Source organism: Lentzea guizhouensis, from assembly GCF_001701025.1.
Classification (GTDB): domain Bacteria; phylum Actinomycetota; class Actinomycetes; order Mycobacteriales; family Pseudonocardiaceae; genus Lentzea; species Lentzea guizhouensis.
The window spans coordinates 5,603,560-5,620,723 of record NZ_CP016793.1 but is presented as its reverse complement, the minus strand read 5'-3'; the positions used below and the strand labels follow the sequence as shown (position 1 = coordinate 5,620,723).

The 17,164-nt window shown below is 70.8% G+C and carries 15 protein-coding genes and 2 pseudogenes; 8 read left to right on the top strand and 9 right to left on the bottom strand.

Annotated features, from left to right (window positions below; all coding sequences use genetic code 11):
- Positions 1 to 9: 9 nt before the first annotated feature.
- Together BBK82_RS27625 and BBK82_RS27620 are read right to left on the bottom strand one after the other, a co-directional pair.
- Positions 10 to 474, bottom strand: a complete 465-nt coding sequence (locus BBK82_RS27625; protein ID WP_065917611.1) for a GbsR/MarR family transcriptional regulator — start codon at positions 472 to 474, stop codon at positions 10 to 12.
- 709 nt (positions 475 to 1,183) lie between these two features.
- On the bottom strand, positions 1,184 to 2,125 hold the full coding sequence (locus tag BBK82_RS27620) for a TIR domain-containing protein (protein ID WP_065917610.1): 942 nt from the start codon (positions 2,123 to 2,125) through the stop codon (positions 1,184 to 1,186).
- Between the two features lie 111 nt (positions 2,126 to 2,236).
- Between BBK82_RS27620 and BBK82_RS56795 the strand changes: the two are divergent.
- From BBK82_RS56795 to BBK82_RS27605, 4 genes and pseudogenes are all read left to right on the top strand, one after another.
- Positions 2,237 to 2,569: pseudogene (locus BBK82_RS56795) on the top strand (toll/interleukin-1 receptor domain-containing protein); the annotation flags it as partial.
- Positions 2,570 to 2,952: 383 nt separating this feature from the next.
- Entirely contained in the window at positions 2,953 to 4,263 is a 1,311-nt protein-coding gene (locus BBK82_RS54415) for a hypothetical protein (RefSeq protein WP_065917609.1), read from the top strand.
- On the top strand, positions 4,256 to 5,260 hold the full coding sequence (locus tag BBK82_RS27610) for a hypothetical protein (protein ID WP_065917608.1): 1,005 nt from the start codon (positions 4,256 to 4,258) through the stop codon (positions 5,258 to 5,260). Before BBK82_RS54415 ends, BBK82_RS27610 begins: the two co-directional genes overlap by 8 nt.
- Before the next feature lie 96 nt (positions 5,261 to 5,356).
- Positions 5,357 to 5,821 carry a hypothetical protein gene (locus BBK82_RS27605; protein WP_218920348.1) on the top strand — a complete coding sequence of 155 codons (465 nt, stop codon included), beginning with the start codon at positions 5,357 to 5,359 and terminating at the stop codon, positions 5,819 to 5,821.
- Between the two features lie 57 nt (positions 5,822 to 5,878).
- Here the strand turns inward: BBK82_RS27605 and BBK82_RS27600 are convergent, their stop codons facing one another.
- From BBK82_RS27600 to BBK82_RS27585, 4 genes are read right to left on the bottom strand one after another with little or no spacing between them, the layout of a single operon-like run.
- Positions 5,879 to 6,415 (bottom strand): GTP-binding protein, encoded by a 537-nt coding sequence (locus BBK82_RS27600; RefSeq protein WP_083268183.1) that lies wholly within the window; start codon positions 6,413 to 6,415, stop codon positions 5,879 to 5,881.
- A gap of 58 nt (positions 6,416 to 6,473) precedes the next feature.
- Positions 6,474 to 7,040, bottom strand: coding sequence for a DUF742 domain-containing protein (locus tag BBK82_RS27595; protein WP_065917606.1), 567 nt, complete (start codon positions 7,038 to 7,040; stop codon positions 6,474 to 6,476).
- A 3-nt stretch (positions 7,041 to 7,043) separates the two neighbouring features.
- Entirely contained in the window at positions 7,044 to 7,463 is a 420-nt protein-coding gene (locus tag BBK82_RS27590; RefSeq protein WP_065917605.1) for a roadblock/LC7 domain-containing protein, read from the bottom strand.
- Positions 7,460 to 10,135, bottom strand: a complete 2,676-nt coding sequence (locus BBK82_RS27585) for a sensor histidine kinase (protein ID WP_065917604.1) — start codon at positions 10,133 to 10,135, stop codon at positions 7,460 to 7,462. The genes BBK82_RS27590 and BBK82_RS27585 overlap by 4 nt, the downstream gene beginning before the upstream one ends.
- A gap of 333 nt (positions 10,136 to 10,468) precedes the next feature.
- Here BBK82_RS27585 and BBK82_RS27580 point away from each other — a divergent pair, with 333 nt between their 5' ends.
- Entirely contained in the window at positions 10,469 to 10,879 is a 411-nt protein-coding gene (locus tag BBK82_RS27580; protein ID WP_065917603.1) for a DUF485 domain-containing protein, read from the top strand.
- A pseudogene (locus BBK82_RS27575) lies at positions 10,876 to 12,452 on the top strand (solute symporter family protein). Before BBK82_RS27580 ends, BBK82_RS27575 begins: the two are co-directional and overlap by 4 nt.
- A 65-nt stretch (positions 12,453 to 12,517) precedes the next feature.
- Here BBK82_RS27575 and BBK82_RS27570 read toward each other — a convergent pair.
- Genes BBK82_RS27570 through BBK82_RS27560 form a run of 3 tightly spaced genes read right to left on the bottom strand, consistent with a single transcriptional unit; the run spans position 12,518 to position 14,470 of the window.
- A complete protein-coding gene (locus BBK82_RS27570; protein WP_065917602.1) occupies positions 12,518 to 13,312 on the bottom strand; it encodes an alpha/beta fold hydrolase in 795 nt (264 codons plus the stop codon).
- 25 nt (positions 13,313 to 13,337) lie between these two features.
- Positions 13,338 to 14,183, bottom strand: a complete 846-nt coding sequence (locus BBK82_RS27565) for an ATP-grasp domain-containing protein (RefSeq protein WP_065917601.1) — start codon at positions 14,181 to 14,183, stop codon at positions 13,338 to 13,340.
- On the bottom strand, positions 14,180 to 14,470 hold the full coding sequence (locus tag BBK82_RS27560; RefSeq protein WP_237047602.1) for a hypothetical protein: 291 nt from the start codon (positions 14,468 to 14,470) through the stop codon (positions 14,180 to 14,182). Before BBK82_RS27560 ends, BBK82_RS27565 begins: the two co-directional genes overlap by 4 nt.
- 37 nt (positions 14,471 to 14,507) lie before the next feature.
- Here BBK82_RS27560 and BBK82_RS27555 point away from each other — a divergent pair, with 37 nt between their 5' ends.
- Both BBK82_RS27555 and BBK82_RS27550 read left to right on the top strand, forming a co-directional pair.
- Entirely contained in the window at positions 14,508 to 16,094 is a 1,587-nt protein-coding gene (locus BBK82_RS27555) for a DUF885 domain-containing protein (RefSeq protein ID WP_065917599.1), read from the top strand.
- A gap of 109 nt (positions 16,095 to 16,203) precedes the next feature.
- Positions 16,204 to 17,145 carry a quinone oxidoreductase family protein gene (locus BBK82_RS27550; RefSeq protein ID WP_065917598.1) on the top strand — a complete coding sequence of 314 codons (942 nt, stop codon included), beginning with the start codon at positions 16,204 to 16,206 and terminating at the stop codon, positions 17,143 to 17,145.
- Positions 17,146 to 17,164 lie beyond the last annotated feature (19 nt).

Below are 17,164 nucleotides of genomic sequence, written 5' to 3'. Positions count from 1 at the left end.
GCACCCAAGCTACTTGGGCGACGCGGGCCTGCGCTCCCACAAAGCCGGGATTTCCGCTGAGAGCCAACCGTAGAGGTGGTCGACCGTCTTCAGCCGCATCGCCCGCTCCGGGTCCCCGCTGAGCAACCGCATGCCGTCATCGGTGAGGACCTGGACGCTCGCGATGGCGTGGAGCTTGCGCTGCACGAAGTCCGACCAGGCCTTCTCGTTGATCCGGTACTCGGCAGCCTGCCTGCCTCGCCTGGTCCGCTTGGTGACCAGGTTCGCGTTGACCAGGAACTTGAGGTTGGTGCTGATCGACCCGCTGCTCGCCTCCAGCTCCTGGGAGAGCTCGGCGGCGGTGCGCTCGACCGGCTGGCAGACCAGGAGGTAGCCCAGGATGCGGCCGCCGATCAGCGGGATGCCCTCTTCGGCGAAGTGGGCGGCGAACCGCTCGATCCAGGCGGAGAGGCGGGTTTCCCTGCCGACGCTCATCAACGCTTCCCTTCGGTCGACACTGAAGTGATCGTAGCGATCTTGTCAACGGGGCGGTCGTCGGGGGTGGTGGGCTGCGGGTGATTGGGCTGCGGTGGCGGAGAGCTGCGGTGGCGGAGAGCTGCGGTGGCGGAGAGCTGCGGTGGGCGGCCGCCACCTGAACGGGTGAAGCCTGTCCTGATTCGTCCTCGGTGGCGTCTGATGACATGTCCCGAGTGGGACGGCATCTCCGCCCGCAAGAGAGGAAGGGGCGGGGCGGGTGCGCGGAACGGATCAGCGGAGGGGGCGAGGCGCCCTGGGGATGACGGCTCGTGGGTGGTTGAGGTGCTGGGCCGGCTGCGGTGAGGCTGCTGGGTCGGCTGCGGTCGAGGTGGTGGTCGGGGACGGCAGCGCGCGAGCGGAGGCAGGTGAGGTGAGGCGGAAGGCGGGTCGTGGGGAAGAGGCCCGCGTCGGCGCGAAGGCGAGCCGGGGCGAGAAGAGGTGAGCCGAGCCGGGAAGGGCGAGCCGAGCCGGGAAGGGCGAGCCGAGCCGGGAAGGGCGAGCCGAGCCGGGAAGGGCGAGCCGAGCCGGGAAGGGCGAGCCGAGCCGGGAAGGGCGAGCCGAGCCGGGAAGGGCGAGCCGAGCCGGGAAGGGCGAGCCGAGCCGGGAAGGGCGAGCCGAGCCGGGAAGGGCGAGCCGAGCCGGGAAGGGCGAGCCGTGGCCAGGACAGTCAGGCGTACAGGGTCGGGTTCCCCCAGGCCAGCTCCGGCAGCCGGTTCGACCTCCCTCCCGCGATGTTCGCGCCCGCCAGCAACGGGTGCACGGTGGTCCCCGGCCGGTACGCGACCAGGCGCAGGCGCAGGGCGTCGGTCACGTCGAGGCGGATGACGCGCGGGTTGGCCTGGTCGGCGGTGCGGGGCTCGCGGGGTGAGCCGTCGACGAACACCTCGAAGACGCCGGTCTGGGAGGCGTCGGTGGCGTCGTCGAGGACGCCGACGGTGGCTTCGAAGCGGCGGAAGCGGCGGGCCAGGTTGAACTCGATGGTGCCCTTGGGTTCGTGGCAGAAGCCGGAGCAGCGGTAGATGACGCTCTCGCCGTAGTGCCTGCCGTTGAGGTCGGCGCCGCCCAGGGACACGTCGGGTGAGCGGCCGGCGACCGGGAGGGTGGCGAGGCGGGTGGTGTCGGCGGGTGGCGGGGGTGGGGTGCTGCCGTCGGTGCCGGCCAGGGGGCGGACCGCGTCGAGGATCTGGAGGAGGTCGAACTCGGCTGAGCGGTGGTGCAGGCGCAGGTACTGGTGGCCGGCGATGGGGGCGATCGTCGGGGGCAGGGTCTCGGCTCGTGGCATCTTGATGTCGCCCACCAGGATCGGGATGACGCGGGCGCCGGCGCGCAGGGCCAGTTCGATCTCGAAGCGCACCCAGTCGCCCGGTGCGGTCAGACGGGGGACGCCGTTCTCGGAGAGGGTCAGCCACTGCGGGCCGATCACCACGAGCATGGCGGCGCAGGAGGAGGCCGCGCGGACGAGCTCCGGGTCGAAGGGGACGCCCGGTTCGACGCTGACGCTCGAGCGGAAGACGCGGTCGCGGCCGAGGACGCGGCTGAGCTTCTGGTCGATCAGGACGGCGCTGTCCTGGGCGTCGCCGCCGCGGAAGTTGATGAAGACGGTGCTCATGGGCCATTGTGGACGTGGGTGCGGGCCGTGAAGTGGACATTCGCTGGACACTTCAAGGTCAATGATCCGCGGTGTGCTCCGTTCGGTGGTGCCGCGTGCTTTTCTCGTTGCATGCCAGGCGTGTTCGTCAACTACCGCGTCGCGGACAACCCCTTCGGCGCAGCGTCGATCACGCAGGTGCTGCGCGACCACTTCGGTGAGGACCTGGTCTTCCGCGACGCCGTGTCGATGAAGCCGGGCGAGCACTACCCGAGCAGCATCCGCACGGCGTTGCACGGGGCCGACGTGCTCGTGGCGGTCGTCGGGCCGCGGTGGCTGCAGGACGACCCGGTCACCGGAAGGCCCAGGATCTTCAACGAGGACGACTGGGTGCGCGAGGAGATCGCCTACGCGCTCACGCACGACATCCCGGTCGTGCCGGTGGTGTTGAAGGACACCGCGGAGAGCGCTCACCTGCCCCGCCACCACGAGCTGCCCGAGGACATCAGGGGGTTCGCGAGCAAGCAGGAAGCGCGGCTGAGCCACCGGCGGTTCCACCAGGACATGGCCGAGCTCGTCGAACGGCTCGTGCACCTGGTGCCGTCCCTGACGGTGCCGAAGCTGTTCGTCCAGCCGCCCGGTCCGCTCACCCCGGATGCCGCACCCAGTGCGTTGCTGCACCCCGAACGCGCCGTCGTGCCGTTCCGCGGGCGGGAGCGCGAGCTGGCCGACCTCGTCGCGTGGGCGCACGACTCGGCACCCAACTCGGCCAAGCTCGTCGTGGGGCCCGCGGGGTCGGGCAGAACCCGGCTGGCGGTCGAGCTGTGCCGGCGGATGGCCGCGGACGGGTGGCTCGCCGGCTGCTGGCCGGGCAGGCTCCCGCGGCGCAGATCCGGCGCACCAGTGCGATCGACCGGCCGTTGCTCGCGGTGGTGGACGACGCCGAGCTGCGGTCGGAACAGCTGCTGGCGCTGGCGGAGGCGGTCAGCGCGCGGTCGGCGGTGCACGACGCGCCCACCAGGTTGCTGGTGCTCGGGCGGTCCGACGGCAGCTGGGCGCAGCACCTCCGCGAGCACCGCGACGAGCGGGTGGCCGGGCTGTTCCGGCCCGCCGGCAGCGCGGGGACGATCGTGCTGCAACCCGCCCCACCCGGCATCTCCTACCCCGCCGCGGTCGACGCGTTCGCGAACGCCGTGGGGACGCGGGCGGTTCCGTCCAGCGCACCGCGGACGACCATCCTGGAGATCCACGCCCACGCCCTCACCGCCGCGCTGGGACGGACCGGCCAGGACCCGCTGGCCGTGCTGCACGACCACGACATGGCGCGCGCCGGCGGTGACGCGGCGGCGCTCGCGATCGTCGGAACCCTTGCTACGCTGTGCATCCCGGCGTCCGCGGAGCAGGCGGACGCGTTGGTCGTCCGGCTCCCCGACTTCCTCGGCGCCGACCCGGAGACCGTGCGCGGTCACGTGGAGGCGTGGTCGCGCCTGCACCCCGGCCCCTACCCGCTGAACGCGGTGCGCCCGGACACCCTCGGCGCGCACCTCGTCGCCGCGACACTGGCCGACCACCCCGCGATCGTCACGACCATGGCCGTCGTCTTCCCGGACGAGTGGCTGGTCACCGCACTGACCGTGCTCGGCAGGGCGCTGCCGGCGCACCCGCGGCTGCTCGGGCCGGTCACCGCGCTGTTCCACGCCGACCCGCGCAAGCTCGAACGGCTGGTGAGCGTCGTGCTGACGCGGCTCGACGAGCCGGAACCGTTCGCCAGGGCCATCGCGAGCGAGATGGGCAAGCTCGACTGGTCGATCCAGGACGTCATGTCGTTGCTGCAGAACATGTCCACCGGCGACAAGGCGCACGATCCGCTCCGCGGCGCGGCCATGGAAGCGATGCTCAAGGCGTGGGGCGGGTTCACCGACCAGCTGCGGGCGCACCACGGTGCCCCGGTCACGCCGCCACCGGAACCGCTGGGCCGTGTCCTGAACAACCTCACGAACCTCGTGCAGGACTTCGCGGTGGGGGTGGTCGACCCGAAGTCGGGACGCATCCCGACCGGCCAGGACGGCAAGCCGCTGCTGCCGCCGGAGGCGCTGGGGATGTTGCGCGACATGTACTTCGCCCACCTGCGAGAGAAGAGGGACGAACAGGATGGATGACGACGTTCTCGCCAGCTCCGTCGTACACGCCTTGTCGCAGTACGTCATCCGGAAGAACGAGGTGGGCGCGACGGCCTTCGACGCGCAGCTAGGGGGCCTGCTCGGCCACCTGGAGGCGAAGCTCGCCGGGCCCTACCCCCAGGAGATCCTGGCGCGCTTCCTCGCGAACCCCGCCGACCCCGTCGAGGTGGAGACGCTGCGGCTGCACCTGGCCCGCGAGCTGCGCCAGGACCCGGGGTTCGGCCGGCAGCTGTACTCGGACCTGGGAGGCAGGGTCGTGGCCCCACCACCGGACCCGCGGAAGCGCAAGAAGGTCGTGGCAGGGGCGGCGGGTGCCGTCGTGCTGCTGTTGCTGGGGTTCGTGGCCGCGCGGGCGTTCACGTCGGAGGGCGGTGAGGCCGCGCCACCGCCCAGCACGACGACGTCGACCGTGCTGGTCTCCCCGCCGGTGACGACGACGCCCACGACCACCGCCAGGCCGTCCTCGTCGTCGGTGTCACCCCCGACGGGCTCGGTGCCCCCGTCCGCGATCGCCGGCGACGGCAGCTCGCTCGCCGCGGACGCCCCCGTGTGGCTCGCCCAGCTCCCGGTGCCGAACAACAGCTGGGTCTTCGACAACGGCGACCACGACGTCCAGCTCACCCAGCACCAGGAGTCGGTGTGGGCGAGCCTGAACTCCTGCTACACCACCAGCAGGGAGCAGCAGTTCCGGCTGAAGAACTTCAAGCGCCTCGAGGTCACCGCGGTCGGCACCGACTCCACCTCGGACCCGCAGCTGGCGGTCAAGTTCCAGGTGTTCGTCAACAGCGACCTCGTCAAGCCGGTCGCCGAGGTCGTCGTCAACCCCGGTGAGGCCAAGCCGCTGAAGGCCGACCTGCCGCAGAACGTCTTCGCGATCACGCTGCGGTCGTCGGTCACGACGCCCGACAAGAACCCGTGCCGCGCCGGCAAGGCCGTGTGGGGCGCGCCGTACGTGGTCGCCACGGGTGCCGCCTGACCCGACACCGAACCTGCAACCAGAGGGTTGCATGATACGTCCTCAACTGCAACCATCCGGTTGCACATCAGGTCTCGGCACGATGAGGACGCAACGATGGACACGACAGCACTCCGCGACGCCTACGAGAAGTTCTTCGACGCGGCGGCACTTCCCGGGCTCGGTGAGGCCGCGGACGGGGGCTGGGACACCGACCAGGTCCTGGCGCACGTCCTCAGCGTCGACGCGGCCACCGCCGCGGTGGCGCTCGGGGTCGTCGCGGGCGCGCGCCCGGCGTTCGACAACCGGATCTGCCTCGACAGCGGGAACCTGGACCGGATCATCGCCGAGCACGGCGGCCGGGCGGAGCTGATCGCCCGCGTCCGGGCGCAGGGCGAGGTGCTGTGCGCCATCGCCGAGGATCTCGGCGAGGAGTCCTCCGCGGTGCTGGTGCCGGCGTTCCTGATGTCCGGCGGCGAGCTCCTGCTGGACCAGCCGGTCCCGCTCGCGGCTCTGGTCACCGGCCTCGCCGAGAACCACCTGCCGGTGCACACCCGGCAGCTCCTCGACCTCCGCACCTGACTGCCACGCGGGGAGCTTCCGTACGACACGAGCGGACGAAAGGGCCCCGCGTGGGCGTCAGCAGACGGGGGCGAGCGGGGTCGTCTCGTCGGGGCCGGGGCGGCGGCGCCAGCGGTCCAGCTTCGCGTGCTCGGCCAGCGAGATCAGCGTCTCCCGCACCGAGACGCGCAGGCGCGGGTCGCAGTTGACCACCGGCACCTCCGGCGAGATGCCCATGCCGCGGATGATCGCCTGCACGTCCGAGCGCACGGACACGTGCACGTTGTTCAGCGCGATCACGTACGGGATCTTGTGGTCCTCGAAGTACCGCATCGCGTCGACCGAGTCGGCGGGGCGCATCACGTCGAAGAGCACCACGGCACCGACGGCGCCGCGCACCACGTCGTTCCAGCCGGCGCGCGGGTTCTGCCACTGCGGGGCCACGAACAGGTGCAGCGCCAGACCGGGGTCGAGCCACACCCGGCCGAACTGGATGCGCACCAGCTCCGTCACCAGCCCGCGCTCCGGCGGCAGGGCGGTCATCGTGAGCAGGTCGTGTTCCAGGATCGACCTGATGAAGGTGCTCTTGCCGACGCCGAAGCCACCGGCGACCACGACTTTGGCCGAAGTCAGATCCCGACCGTAATGCCCAGGGGGCCCGAAGTCGGGAAATCTAGAGCCGACGTAGTCCACTCAGCACTCTCTCCATCAACCCGAGGTCCGGCGTGTCACCGCCCGCGGAAACAGTCTGGTGCACGTCCACCAGACCTCGTTCCGCCATGTCGCCGAGCAGCACCTTCGCGACCCCCAGCGGGAGTCGCATCAGTGCGGCCACCTCCGCGACGGATCGCGGTGAGCGGCACAGCTCGACGACGTGTTGGTGCTCAGCCTGCAAGATACCCGCAGACTGCCGACTCTGATCACTGGCGGAGACGAGTGTCTCGATCTCGAGGTCGATGTTGGACCGGGTGCGCCCGCCCGTCCACGCGTACGCGCGCACGATCGAGGCGTCGTGCGGCTCGACGGCCGGCGCCTCGAAGACGGGCTCTTCGGGTTGCGCGACAAGGGAGAACGCGCTCGCGTCGGAGGCGGGGACCTCGTGCGCGGGCGTCTCGGGAGCACGGTGGGTCCGCCGCCGTGACGAGTCCAGCGAGAACCCGTTCATCAGGTCGGCGAACGTCTGCTCCGCGGGCGTTTCCGCCCGCCTGCGTCGTCGGGGCGCGTCAGCGGCCGAACTCATGGATCACCTCACGCTGTGCAGCTGCGCTCGCAGTTCGGGGGTGAGGATCTGGCCCACCTGGTCGACGACCACGGTCATCTCGTAGGCGACCTGGCCGACATCGCTGTCGGGCGCGGCGAGAACCGCCAGACAGGACCCGTCTCGAATGGACATGAGGAGCATGATCCCGTAGTCCATCTCGATCACGGTGCGCAACACTCCGCCGCCTTCGAAACAGCGGGAAGCGCTCATCGTCAACGCTGCCACACCCGAGGCGATCGCGGCCAGCTGCTCCGCGCGGTCCGGTGGCAGACCTGAAGATTTCGTCAGGAGCAGGCCGTCCACCGAGATGACGATCGCGTGCGCCACGCCGGGCACGCGATCGGTGAAGTTCGTGATGAGCCAGCCGAACTGGTCCACCTGGCGCGACTGAGGCGTGCTCATGCCTTCTCCTGCCCGTTCCACTGGCCGTTCCCGTTGCCCGTGCCCCCCAGCGGGGCCTGGCGAAGGCCTGTCTGATAGCTGGCCAGGAAGCCCCGCGCGCGCTCAGGATCGCGCTTGGGCCCACCGGCGGGCCGCACCCCGCTCTCGGGACGTTCCGCGAGGTCGGGGAGCAGGTTCTTACGCGGCGCCCGTTTCGGCAACCCCGCTTCCGTCTCCCCCGCGTCGGTCGCGGGGTCGCCCGGCTGTTCCCAGACCGAGCCGGAGGCCTTCTTGCCGAACCACGAACCCGTCACGGACGGTGACGGCGCGGGGCTCGGCGGCTCGGGTGGACTGTCGCCGTCGGCCGGTTCGACCGCCCCACCGGACCCGGCAGACCCGGCGAACCACGAGGACGTCGTCTCGGCCGGAGACGGCATCCCGACCGGCCGGTGGCCGTTGCCGTTGGCGTGACCGTTGGTGTGGCCGTTCTGGGGCTGCCGGACGGGCAGCGGCGGCTCCTCGATCGCGGCACCGCGGAACGAGGTCCACTCCGGCGACTGCCGCTGTTCCTCGATGGCCGGTGCGACCGGGGCCGGCGCCAGGTTCGGCGTCTTCACGACCACGTGCGGCTGCTTCTGCGGCTGGCTCGGCTTCGGCGCCGGCTTCTGGCCCGGCTTCGGGGCCTGCTTGGGCTGGGGCAGCGCGGCGTGCCGCGGTGCGGCGGGCAGCTCGGCCTCCTGGTGGGAGCGCACGAGCTCGGCGGGCACGAGCACGAACGCCCGCAGCCCTTCCCTGCCTTCACCGGCCGACCGCAGCCGCACGGTGATGCCGTGCCGGCCGGCGAGACGGCCGACGACGAAGAGACCCATCTGGCGCGAGACCGGGACGTCGTCCTCGGTGCCGGCGGAGAGCCGCTCGTTGGCCTCGGTGAGCTCGGCGGGGCCCATGCCGATGCCCTCGTCGGCGACCTCGATCAGCGCCGCTCCCTGCTGGTCGAGCCGGGAGCCGATGACGACCTGGGTGCTGGGCGCGGAGAACGCGGTGGCGTTGTCCAGCAGCTCGGCCACGAGCCGGACGAGGTCGCTCGCCGCGTAGCCGACGATCTCGACCGAGGGCGTCGACTTCACGACGACCCGCTGGTAGTGCTCGATCTCCGACGCGGAGGCGCGCAGCACGTCGGCCAGCGGAACGGGCTGGTGGAAACGACGGGCCACGTCGGTGCCGGAGAGCACCATCAGGTTCTCGTTGTTGCGGCGCATGCGCGTCGCGAGGTGGTCGAGCTTGAACAGGTTCGCGAGCTGCTCGGGGTTCTCCTCGTGGCGCTCGAGCTCCTCCATGAGCTTGAGCTGGCGCTCGACGAGGCCCTGCGAGCGGCGCGACAGGTTGACGAAGATGTTCTTCATGCCCGACCGCAGCGACGACTGCTCGACCGCGGACCGGATGGCCTGCTCGTGCACCGCGTCGAACGCGCGGGCCAGCTGGCCGAACTCCTCGCTGGTGTGCACGGGCACCGGTTCGATGGTGGTGTCCGGCTTGCGGTCGGCGCGGATCGCGGCGACGACCTCGGGCAGGTGGTGGTGCGCCACGTCGAGGGCGGAGTGCCGCAGCTGCGACAGCGAGCGCAGCAGGTAGCGGCCGATGACGAAGCCGAGGGTCACGGCGACGATCAGCATCGCGAGCAGGATGACCGCGGCGGCGCCTGCCTTGTCGGACGTGTCGTCCTGCAGGGCGGCGGCCGAGGTCGCGAGCTGGTCCTGCAACGAGCGGGTGACCTCGTCCATCAGGCGGGCGGTCGTGCCGGAGGCCTTGTTCCACTCGTCGACGGCGATGCCGAGGGTCGAGGCCGGCACCGGCTTGGGCTGGCCGGCCCTGGTCGGCACCGGGGTGCCGTCGGGCTGGGTGAGCGCGCGTTCCACGAGCTTGCCGCGGTTGGCCACCTCAGCGCCGGTGACGGTCTGGTCGTAGTCGCGGCGCTGGTCGGAGGTGGCGACGGCCTGGAAGTCGCCCAGGCGGTCCTGCAGGCGGATGTCGGACTGTTCGAGCGCGCGGACCTCGGTGCCGAGGAGCTTGCCGCGGCCGATCCCGGCTAACACGATCGCGTGCTGCTGGGAGACCTGCTCCTGCGCGATGACCATGTTGTGCAGGCCGATGGCGGTGCCGGAGATGGCCGGGTCGCCGAACTGGCTGATGAGCGCCTGTTCGAAGTCCAGCAACGTCTTCACGACGCCGGTGTAGCCGGCGGTGGCCAGCACGGAGTCGCCGTCGCCGTCGCCGGTGGTGACCTTCTCGCGGAAGGTCTTGAGCTGACCGAGCTGGTCGCCCATCTCCGTGAAGCGGTTGCGGGCGACGTCGCTCAGGCCGGACGTGCGCTCCACGCGGCGCTGCACGGTCGCGGAGGCGTTGTCCGTCGCCCTGATCTGGTTCTGGTAGGCGCCGACGCCGGACCCGCTCGTGGCGCTCTGCGCGGCCAGGGTGCGTTCCTGCTGGACGCTGGAGATCAGCGGCGCGAGATCGGCCCTGAGCCGGACCATGTCCTGCATCTGCACGTACGAGTTCGACCGGTCGACGTACCCGGAGATCTGCAGTGCGCCCGCACCGACGGCAACGGCCACCGGGACGAGCAGCACGACGCCGAGCTTGACCGGCAGGCGCCAGTTGCGCCAGTCGCTGATCTTTCTCCACCCGGCATTCACGAAATGATCCCCGAGGCGCGCTCGAAGTGCCCCACTATCGGCTACCTCCTGGCCTGGTGAATCCCCATGAGTTGAGACACCCAGGGGCTCGATTTCGAGATCCGCCGTATCGGGTGTGTGCGGATAGTAAGCCAGAGAGCGTGCGGCTACAACGACCTGGGGAGTGCACGGCTGATCACCCACTGTCACCAGGGACCTTTTGGGGTGGTCCTGCTGGTTCAGGGGATTGACTCGCCGCGACGCGTGGTTACGCTTGCGCCCTCCACCCCCGGCTCGGTCGCGGCCTCCGCGCAGGCGCCCGCCGGGCACTCCCCGTAACGAATCGAGCGGTTGATGACGAAGGCGCTGCCCTCCGTGTCACGCCCGGCGACGCCCGGTTTCGCGACCTTTGACGACGGCCATCACTCATTGCTCATAGACGGTGACGGTGAGCCTGATTTCAGTGCCATCCAAACGAGTGATGATTTTCTAACACTGAAGCGACGGATCACGCGATTTATTCTCCCCGCGTGCCTGCTGTTCCTGGCGTGGTACGTCACGTTTGTGTTGCTCTCGGCTTACGCCGCCGATTTCATGAGCACTCCGCTGTTCGGAACAGTGAACGTCGGTCTGACGATGGGATTCCTGCAGTTCGTCACGACCATCGCCATCACGATGGCGTACGCGCGTTACTCCAAGAAGACGCTCGACCCTCAGGTCGACCGCGTGCGCGCGCTGGTCGGCACCGATGAGGAGCTCGCGTGACCGGGGCGAACACCGCGATCAACCTGTCCGTCTTCGGCGTTTTCGTCCTGCTGACGCTGTACGTCGTCTACCGCGTCTCGACGCGGAACGTCAGCGCGTCGGACTACTACGCCGCGGGCAGCAGCTTCACCGGCACGCAGAACGGCATCGCACTGTCGGGTGACTTCCTGTCCGCCGCGTCGTTCCTCGGCATCTCCGGTGCCATCGCCGTGAACGGCTACGACGGCTTCCTCTACTCGATCGGGTGGGTCGTCGCCTGGCTGTTCGGCCTGATGCTGATCGCCGAGCGCCTGCGCAACACCGGTCGCTACACCATGGGCGACGTCATGGCGTTCCGCATGCGCCAGCGCCCGGTCCGCGCCGCCGCGGCCAACTCGACGCTGGTCATCTCGATCTTCTACATGATCGCCCAGATGGCCGGTGCCGGCGGTCTGATGGCGTTGCTGCTCGACGTGCACAGCAAGGTCGGCCAGGCGGTCATCATCGCCGTCGTCGGCATCGTCATGGTGTTGTACGTGCTGGTCGGCGGCATGAAGGGCACCACCTGGGTGCAGATCATCAAGGCCGTCCTGCTGCTGCTCACGGTGTCGTTGCTGACCATCTTCCTGATCGGCAAGTTCGGGTTCGACCTCTCGTCGATGCTCGACCGCGCGACCCAGAAGTCGCCGCGGGGCGAGGCCGTGCTCGCGCCGGGCGTGAAGTACGGCGCCACCGACCTCACCAAGCTCGACTTCCTGTCGCTGGCCCTGGCCCTGGTGCTCGGCACGGCCGCGCTTCCGCACGTGCTGATGCGCTTCTACACAGTGCCCAACGCGCGCGAGGCACGCCGTTCGGTCGTGTGGGCGACGTGGATGATGGCGATCTTCTACTCGTGCACCCTGGTCATCGGCTTCGGCGCGATGGCGTTGGTGGGCACCGACAAGATCACCAGCGCTCCCGGCGGTGAGAACTCGGCGGCCCCGCTGCTCGCGTTCCAGATCGGTGGCGCGGTGCTGCTCGGCATCGTGTGCGCGGTGGCGTTCGCGACGATCCTCGCCGTGGTCGCGGGTCTCACCCTGACCGCGTCGGCGTCGTTCGCGCACGACGTCTACGCGAACGTCATCAAGCGCGGCGAGGCCGACCCGCGCGACGAGGTCAGGGTCGCCCGCTTCACCGCGGTCGGCGTGGGCGTGCTCGCGATCGCCGGCGGTATCGCGGCGAACGGCCAGAACGTCGCCTTCCTGGTCGCGCTCGCGTTCGCGCTGGCCGCCTCGGCGAACCTGCCGACGCTGCTCTACTCGATGTTCTGGAAGCGGTTCAACACGCGCGGCACGCTGTGGAGCATGTACGGCGGCCTCACCTCGTGCGTGCTGCTGATCGTGTTCTCCCCCGCCATCTCCGGTTCGCCGTCGTCGGTGTTCCCGGACGCGGACTTCGCGTTCTTCCCGCTCAGCAACCCGGAATCGTGTCGATCCCGCTGTCGTTCCTGGCCGGGTACCTCGGCACGGTGTTCGGCGGCGAGCCGGCGGACGAGGAGAAGCAGGCGGAGATGGAGGTCCGCGGGCTGACCGGGATCGGGTCAGGCCTCCAGTAGTTCAGGCCTCCAGTAGTTCAGGCCTCCAGTAGTTCAGGCCTCCAGCAGGTCAGGCCCGAAGTGGATCAGGCCTGCAGCAGCAGGTCGTCCAGCGCCTTGTTGAAGGCGGCCGGGCGTTCCAGGTTGGGCATGTGCGCGGCCCCGTGCACGACGACGAGAGTCGAGCCGGGGACGCGTTCGTGCATGTACTCGGCGTCCCGCACCGGGGTGAACTCGTCGTCACTGCCGACCACCACCAGGGTCGGCACCTCGATCGTGCCCAGCAGGTCGGTGTAGTCGGGGCGTTCGGCCCGGCCGCGCAACGCCGCCGCGGCGCCCTCGGGCGGTGCGTTGTGCATCATCCCGCTGACGTGTGCGGCGACCTCGGGCAGTGCCTCGACGTTGTGCGGCGCCACCATCTTGGTCAGCACCTCGTCCGCGTAGCCGGACATGCCCTCGCGCAGCAGCCGGTCGGCCATCTCGTTGCGGACGACCTTGCCCTCCGGCGTCTCGGCCTGGGCGAACGTGTCGGCGAGCAGGAGGCCGCGGACCCGGTCGCCGAACAGGCGCTGGACCTCCAGGACGATCTGGCCGCCCATCGAGAGGCCGCCGAGCACGAACCGGTCGACGCCGAGGTGGTCGAGCAGGCCGACGACGTCCCGCGCGAACGTCGACAGCGGCGTGACGCCGGGGACGACGGTGGTCTCGCCGTAGCCGCGCAGGTCCGCCGTGATGACGCGCCAGCCGCGTGCGCTGAAGTGCTCGACCTGCGGGCGCCACATCGTGCGGTCGAACGGGTGGCCGTGCACGAGCACCAGGACGTGGTCGCTGGTGCCCTCGTCGTCGTAGCCGATCGTGATGCCGTTGACGTCTGCCTTCACCGAATCCCCCAGTTCGACGTGACCGCTACTTGGTGACTGCTGCCCGGATCGCCGCGCTCATCCGGTTCGCCGCTTCCTCGCCGGTGTGCTTGAAGCCGAGCGTCGGCTCGGTGAGCTCCAGCTCCAGCAGCAACGGGGAGCCGTCCGCGCCCTCGACGACGTCGACGCGGGCGTAGAGGAAGTCCGTGCGCGACAACGACAGCAGGTCGGCCGCCGCGTCCAGCACCGCGGTGCCGAGCGCGAGCTGCGCCGCCGACGGTTCGATGCCCGCCAGCTCCTCCTGCAGGTACAGGCCGTTGTCGGAGCCCGCGCCGCCGGGCCGCAGCATCGGTCCTTTGTGGAACGAGTGCGAGTACTCACCGGCGAAGAACACCAGCGCGGTCTCGCCGCGGGAGTCCACACTGGACTGGTAGGGCTGCACCAGCGCCGGCTTGCCCAGCGCGCGCAGGTGCTCCAGCGCCAGGTCGTGGTCGGTGAACCGGCCGGCACCACGCGATCCCGCGCCGATCGTCGGCTTCACGACGAACTCGCCGTCCGGCCACCGCGGGGTCTCCCCCGGTCGCACCAGGAACGTCGGCACCACCGGCACCCCGCGCCCGGCCAGCTCGACCAGGTAGGACTTGTCGGTGTTCCAGCGGACGACCGCGGCCGGGTTCGCGAGCGCGGGCACGGTGTCGCACCAGGTCAGGAACTCGTCGAACCGCTCAGGGTAGTCCCACGGCGCGCGCAGCACGGCGAGGTCGGCGTCCACGGGGCCGCCCCACACCTGCCACGCCACATCCACGCCGTCGCGGGCCAGCGCGTCGAACAGCGCGTCGTCGTCACCGTCGCCCTTGGGCAGCGCCGGGCAGGAGACCAGGACGACCTTCACGACTGCATCTTGGCCATCTTGCGGCGGTGCGCGGAACCGATTTTCGTGGCCGCGATCGTCTCGCGGTCCCATTCGGCCTGCTCAACGCCCTCGGCCGCCTCGACAGCGGTGGTGGCGCTCTCGACGTCGCCGGTGATCACGTCGCCCATGGCACCGTCGGCGCCGACGAGCACGATCCGGGCACCGGCCCGGCCGATCGGCTCGACGACCGCGCGAACGGCCTGGTCAGGCCTACCGTGGGCCTTCACGAACTCGGCGATGCGCTTCTGCACGGTTTGATCAGACACGTCACACACTCTAAAACCAGCAGGTAACTTCGGACGGGTGACCACCGACACGCTCACGTCCTACCTCTCGTGGTACTTCGACCACCACCCGTCCCACGCGGCGGGGGTCGGGTCGCTGCCGCACTACTCGACGTTCGGCGACCACTCGGCCGCGGCGTTCGAGAGCAGGGCCAGGGAGAACGCGGCGTGGCTCGCGAAGCTGGAGCGGGAGCCGGTGTCGGTCGACCGCGACCTGGTGCTGTCCGTGCTGCGCGGTGAGCTCGCGATGGAGACGTGGCCCGCGTGGCGGCGTGACCCGCAGACCTACACGGGGATGCTGTTCTTCGGCCTGCTGCTGCCGTTCCTGCACCGGTTGCTGCCGGAGGACGAGCTCGTCGACGCCGTGTGCGCGAAGCTGCGCGAGGTGCCGTCGGTGCTGGCGGCCGCCGAGCACAACCTCGACCCGGCACTGGCCGCGCCGCTGGTCGTGCAGCTCAGCCTCGGCCAGGCGCGGACGGGACGGGCGTTCGTCCTGGACTCGCTGCCGCGGGAGGCGTCCACACCCCAGCTGCGCGCGAAGCTGGTCGAGGCGGCGGGCCCGGCGGCGGAGGCGTTCGACCGGTTCGCGGCGTTCCTGGAGGACTTCGCCCTGCGCGCCACCGGCGACTGGCGGATGGGCGAGAAGCTGTACTCGACCCTGTTGCAGGACAAGGAGATGCTCGGCTACGGCGCGCCGGAGCTGCACCAGCGCGGCCAGGACGCGTACGCGGCGCTGGAGGCCGAGCTCGTCGAGCTGGCGGGCGCACCGGACTGGCGCGCGGTGATGAGCTCGCTGCAGGACGACCACCCGCCGACGCTGGAGGCGATGCGCGCGGAGTACGAGGCGGAGACGGCACGGGCGCGGGCGGCGCTGGTCGAGCACGAGCTGGTGACGTTGCCCGAGGGCGAAGAGTGCCGGGTGGTGCCGTCGCCGCCGTTCCACCGCGCGGTGCTGGCGGTGGCGAGCTACGTCGGCCCGCCGGCGATGACCGCGGGCCGGGTCGGCCACTTCTTCGTGCCGTTCACCCCGGACGGCGCGTCCGACGTCGACGTCACGCAGCGGCTGCGCACCAACGCGCGGCCGCAGCTGCCGACGATCTCGGTGCACGAGGCCTACCCCGGCCACCACTGGCACGCGTCCTGGGTGGCGGCGCAGGGTGACGCGCACCCGTTGCGCTGGGTCTTCCGCACGCCGTACTTCTCCGAGGGCTGGGCGTTGTACGCGGAGAAGCTGCTGCGCTCGGTCGGTCACTACAAGACGCCGGCCACGGTGATGGGACACGTGGAGGCACGGCTGTTCCGTGCGGCGCGGATGGTCGTGGACACGGCGTTGCACTGCGGCGACATGACGCCCGACGAGGCGGAGTCGTTCATGGTGGCGCGCACGGCGTTGACGCCCGGCACCGCGGTGGGCGAGGTGCGCCGGTACTGCTCGCGGCCGACGCAGGCACCGTCGTACCTGACCGGTGCGCTGGAGATCGACGCGATCCGCGAGGACTACCTGGCCGCGGGGCTGGGGACGCTGCGCGAGTTCCACGACCGGATCGCCGGGTCGGGCGCGTTGCCGCTCGGGATCGCGCGCCGGGTGGCGCTCGGCGAGGAGTGACAAGACCGGGGCGAGGGACCTCCCGGTTCTTTTGCTCCCCACTGGCCGGGAGCGGGAACATCGGATCGCGGCCCGCGGTTGTCCGGGTTGAGTCGATCTAGGAGGACACATGCCCAAGGCAGTGGTGGCGCGCGCGGCCGGTGGTCCGGAGGTGCTCGAGCTCACCGACGTGGAGGCGCGCACACCGGGGGACGGCGAGCTGCTGGTGCGGGTGGGCGCGGCGGGCGTCAACTACATCGACACCTACCAGCGCAGCGGCCTCTACCCCGTGCCGCTGCCGACCGCGCTGGGCCTGGAGGGCGCCGGCGAGGTGATCGCGTCCGGGTCGCCGGACTTCGCGGCCGGCGACCGGGTGGCGTGGATGTCGGTGCTGGGCAGCTACGCGACGGAGGTCGTGGTGCCGGCCGCGTCCGCCGTGCGGGTGCCTGACGGGCTGGACGTCGAGGTCGCCGCGGGCGCGCTGCTGCAGGGCATCACCGCGCACTACCTGGTGCACTCGACGTACGCCGTGAAGTCCGGTGACCGAGTGCTGGTGCACGCGGCGGCCGGCGGTGTCGGGCTGTTGCTGACGCAGTGGGCGAAGTCGTTCGGCGCGCACGTGATCGGCACGGTGTCGACCGACGAGAAGGAGGCGCTGGCCCGGGAGGCCGGTGCGGACGAGGTGCTGCGCTACGGCGACTTCGCCGCGCGGATCGACAAGGTCGACGTGGTCTACGACGGCGTCGGCGCCGACACGTTCGACCAGTCGCTGGCGTCGTTGAAGCCGCGCGGCATGCTGGTGCTGTTCGGCGCGTCGTCCGGCCCGGTCCCGCCGGTGGACCCGCAGCGCCTCAACGCCGCCGGCTCGGTGTTCCTGACCCGTCCGTCGACCGGCGCCTACCTGCTGGACCGCGCCGAGTTCGAGTGGCGGGCATCGGACCTGTTCTCCGCCATCACGTCCGGCGCGCTGTCGGTGCGCATCGGCGGCCGCTACCCGCTGGCGGAGGCCGCGCAGGCGCACACCGACCTGCAGTCCCGCCGCACCACCGGCAAGCTGCTGCTCCTGCCCTGATCCGACCGCACGCGGGGAG

Coding starts and splice junctions, on each gene's coding strand:
- BBK82_RS27625 (WP_065917611.1), bottom strand. CDS start 474: ATGAGCGTCGGCAGGGAAACCCGCCTCTCCGCCTGGATCGAGCGGTTC.
- BBK82_RS27620 (WP_065917610.1), bottom strand. CDS start 2,125: ATGAGCACCGTCTTCATCAACTTCCGCGGCGGCGACGCCCAGGACAGC.
- BBK82_RS27610 (WP_065917608.1), top strand. CDS start 4,256: ATGGATGACGACGTTCTCGCCAGCTCCGTCGTACACGCCTTGTCGCAG.
- BBK82_RS27605 (WP_218920348.1), top strand. CDS start 5,357: ATGGACACGACAGCACTCCGCGACGCCTACGAGAAGTTCTTCGACGCG.
- BBK82_RS27595 (WP_065917606.1), bottom strand. CDS start 7,040: ATGAGTTCGGCCGCTGACGCGCCCCGACGACGCAGGCGGGCGGAAACG.
- BBK82_RS27590 (WP_065917605.1), bottom strand. CDS start 7,463: ATGAGCACGCCTCAGTCGCGCCAGGTGGACCAGTTCGGCTGGCTCATC.
- BBK82_RS27580 (WP_065917603.1), top strand. CDS start 10,469: ATGACGAAGGCGCTGCCCTCCGTGTCACGCCCGGCGACGCCCGGTTTC.
- BBK82_RS27550 (WP_065917598.1), top strand. CDS start 16,204: ATGCCCAAGGCAGTGGTGGCGCGCGCGGCCGGTGGTCCGGAGGTGCTC.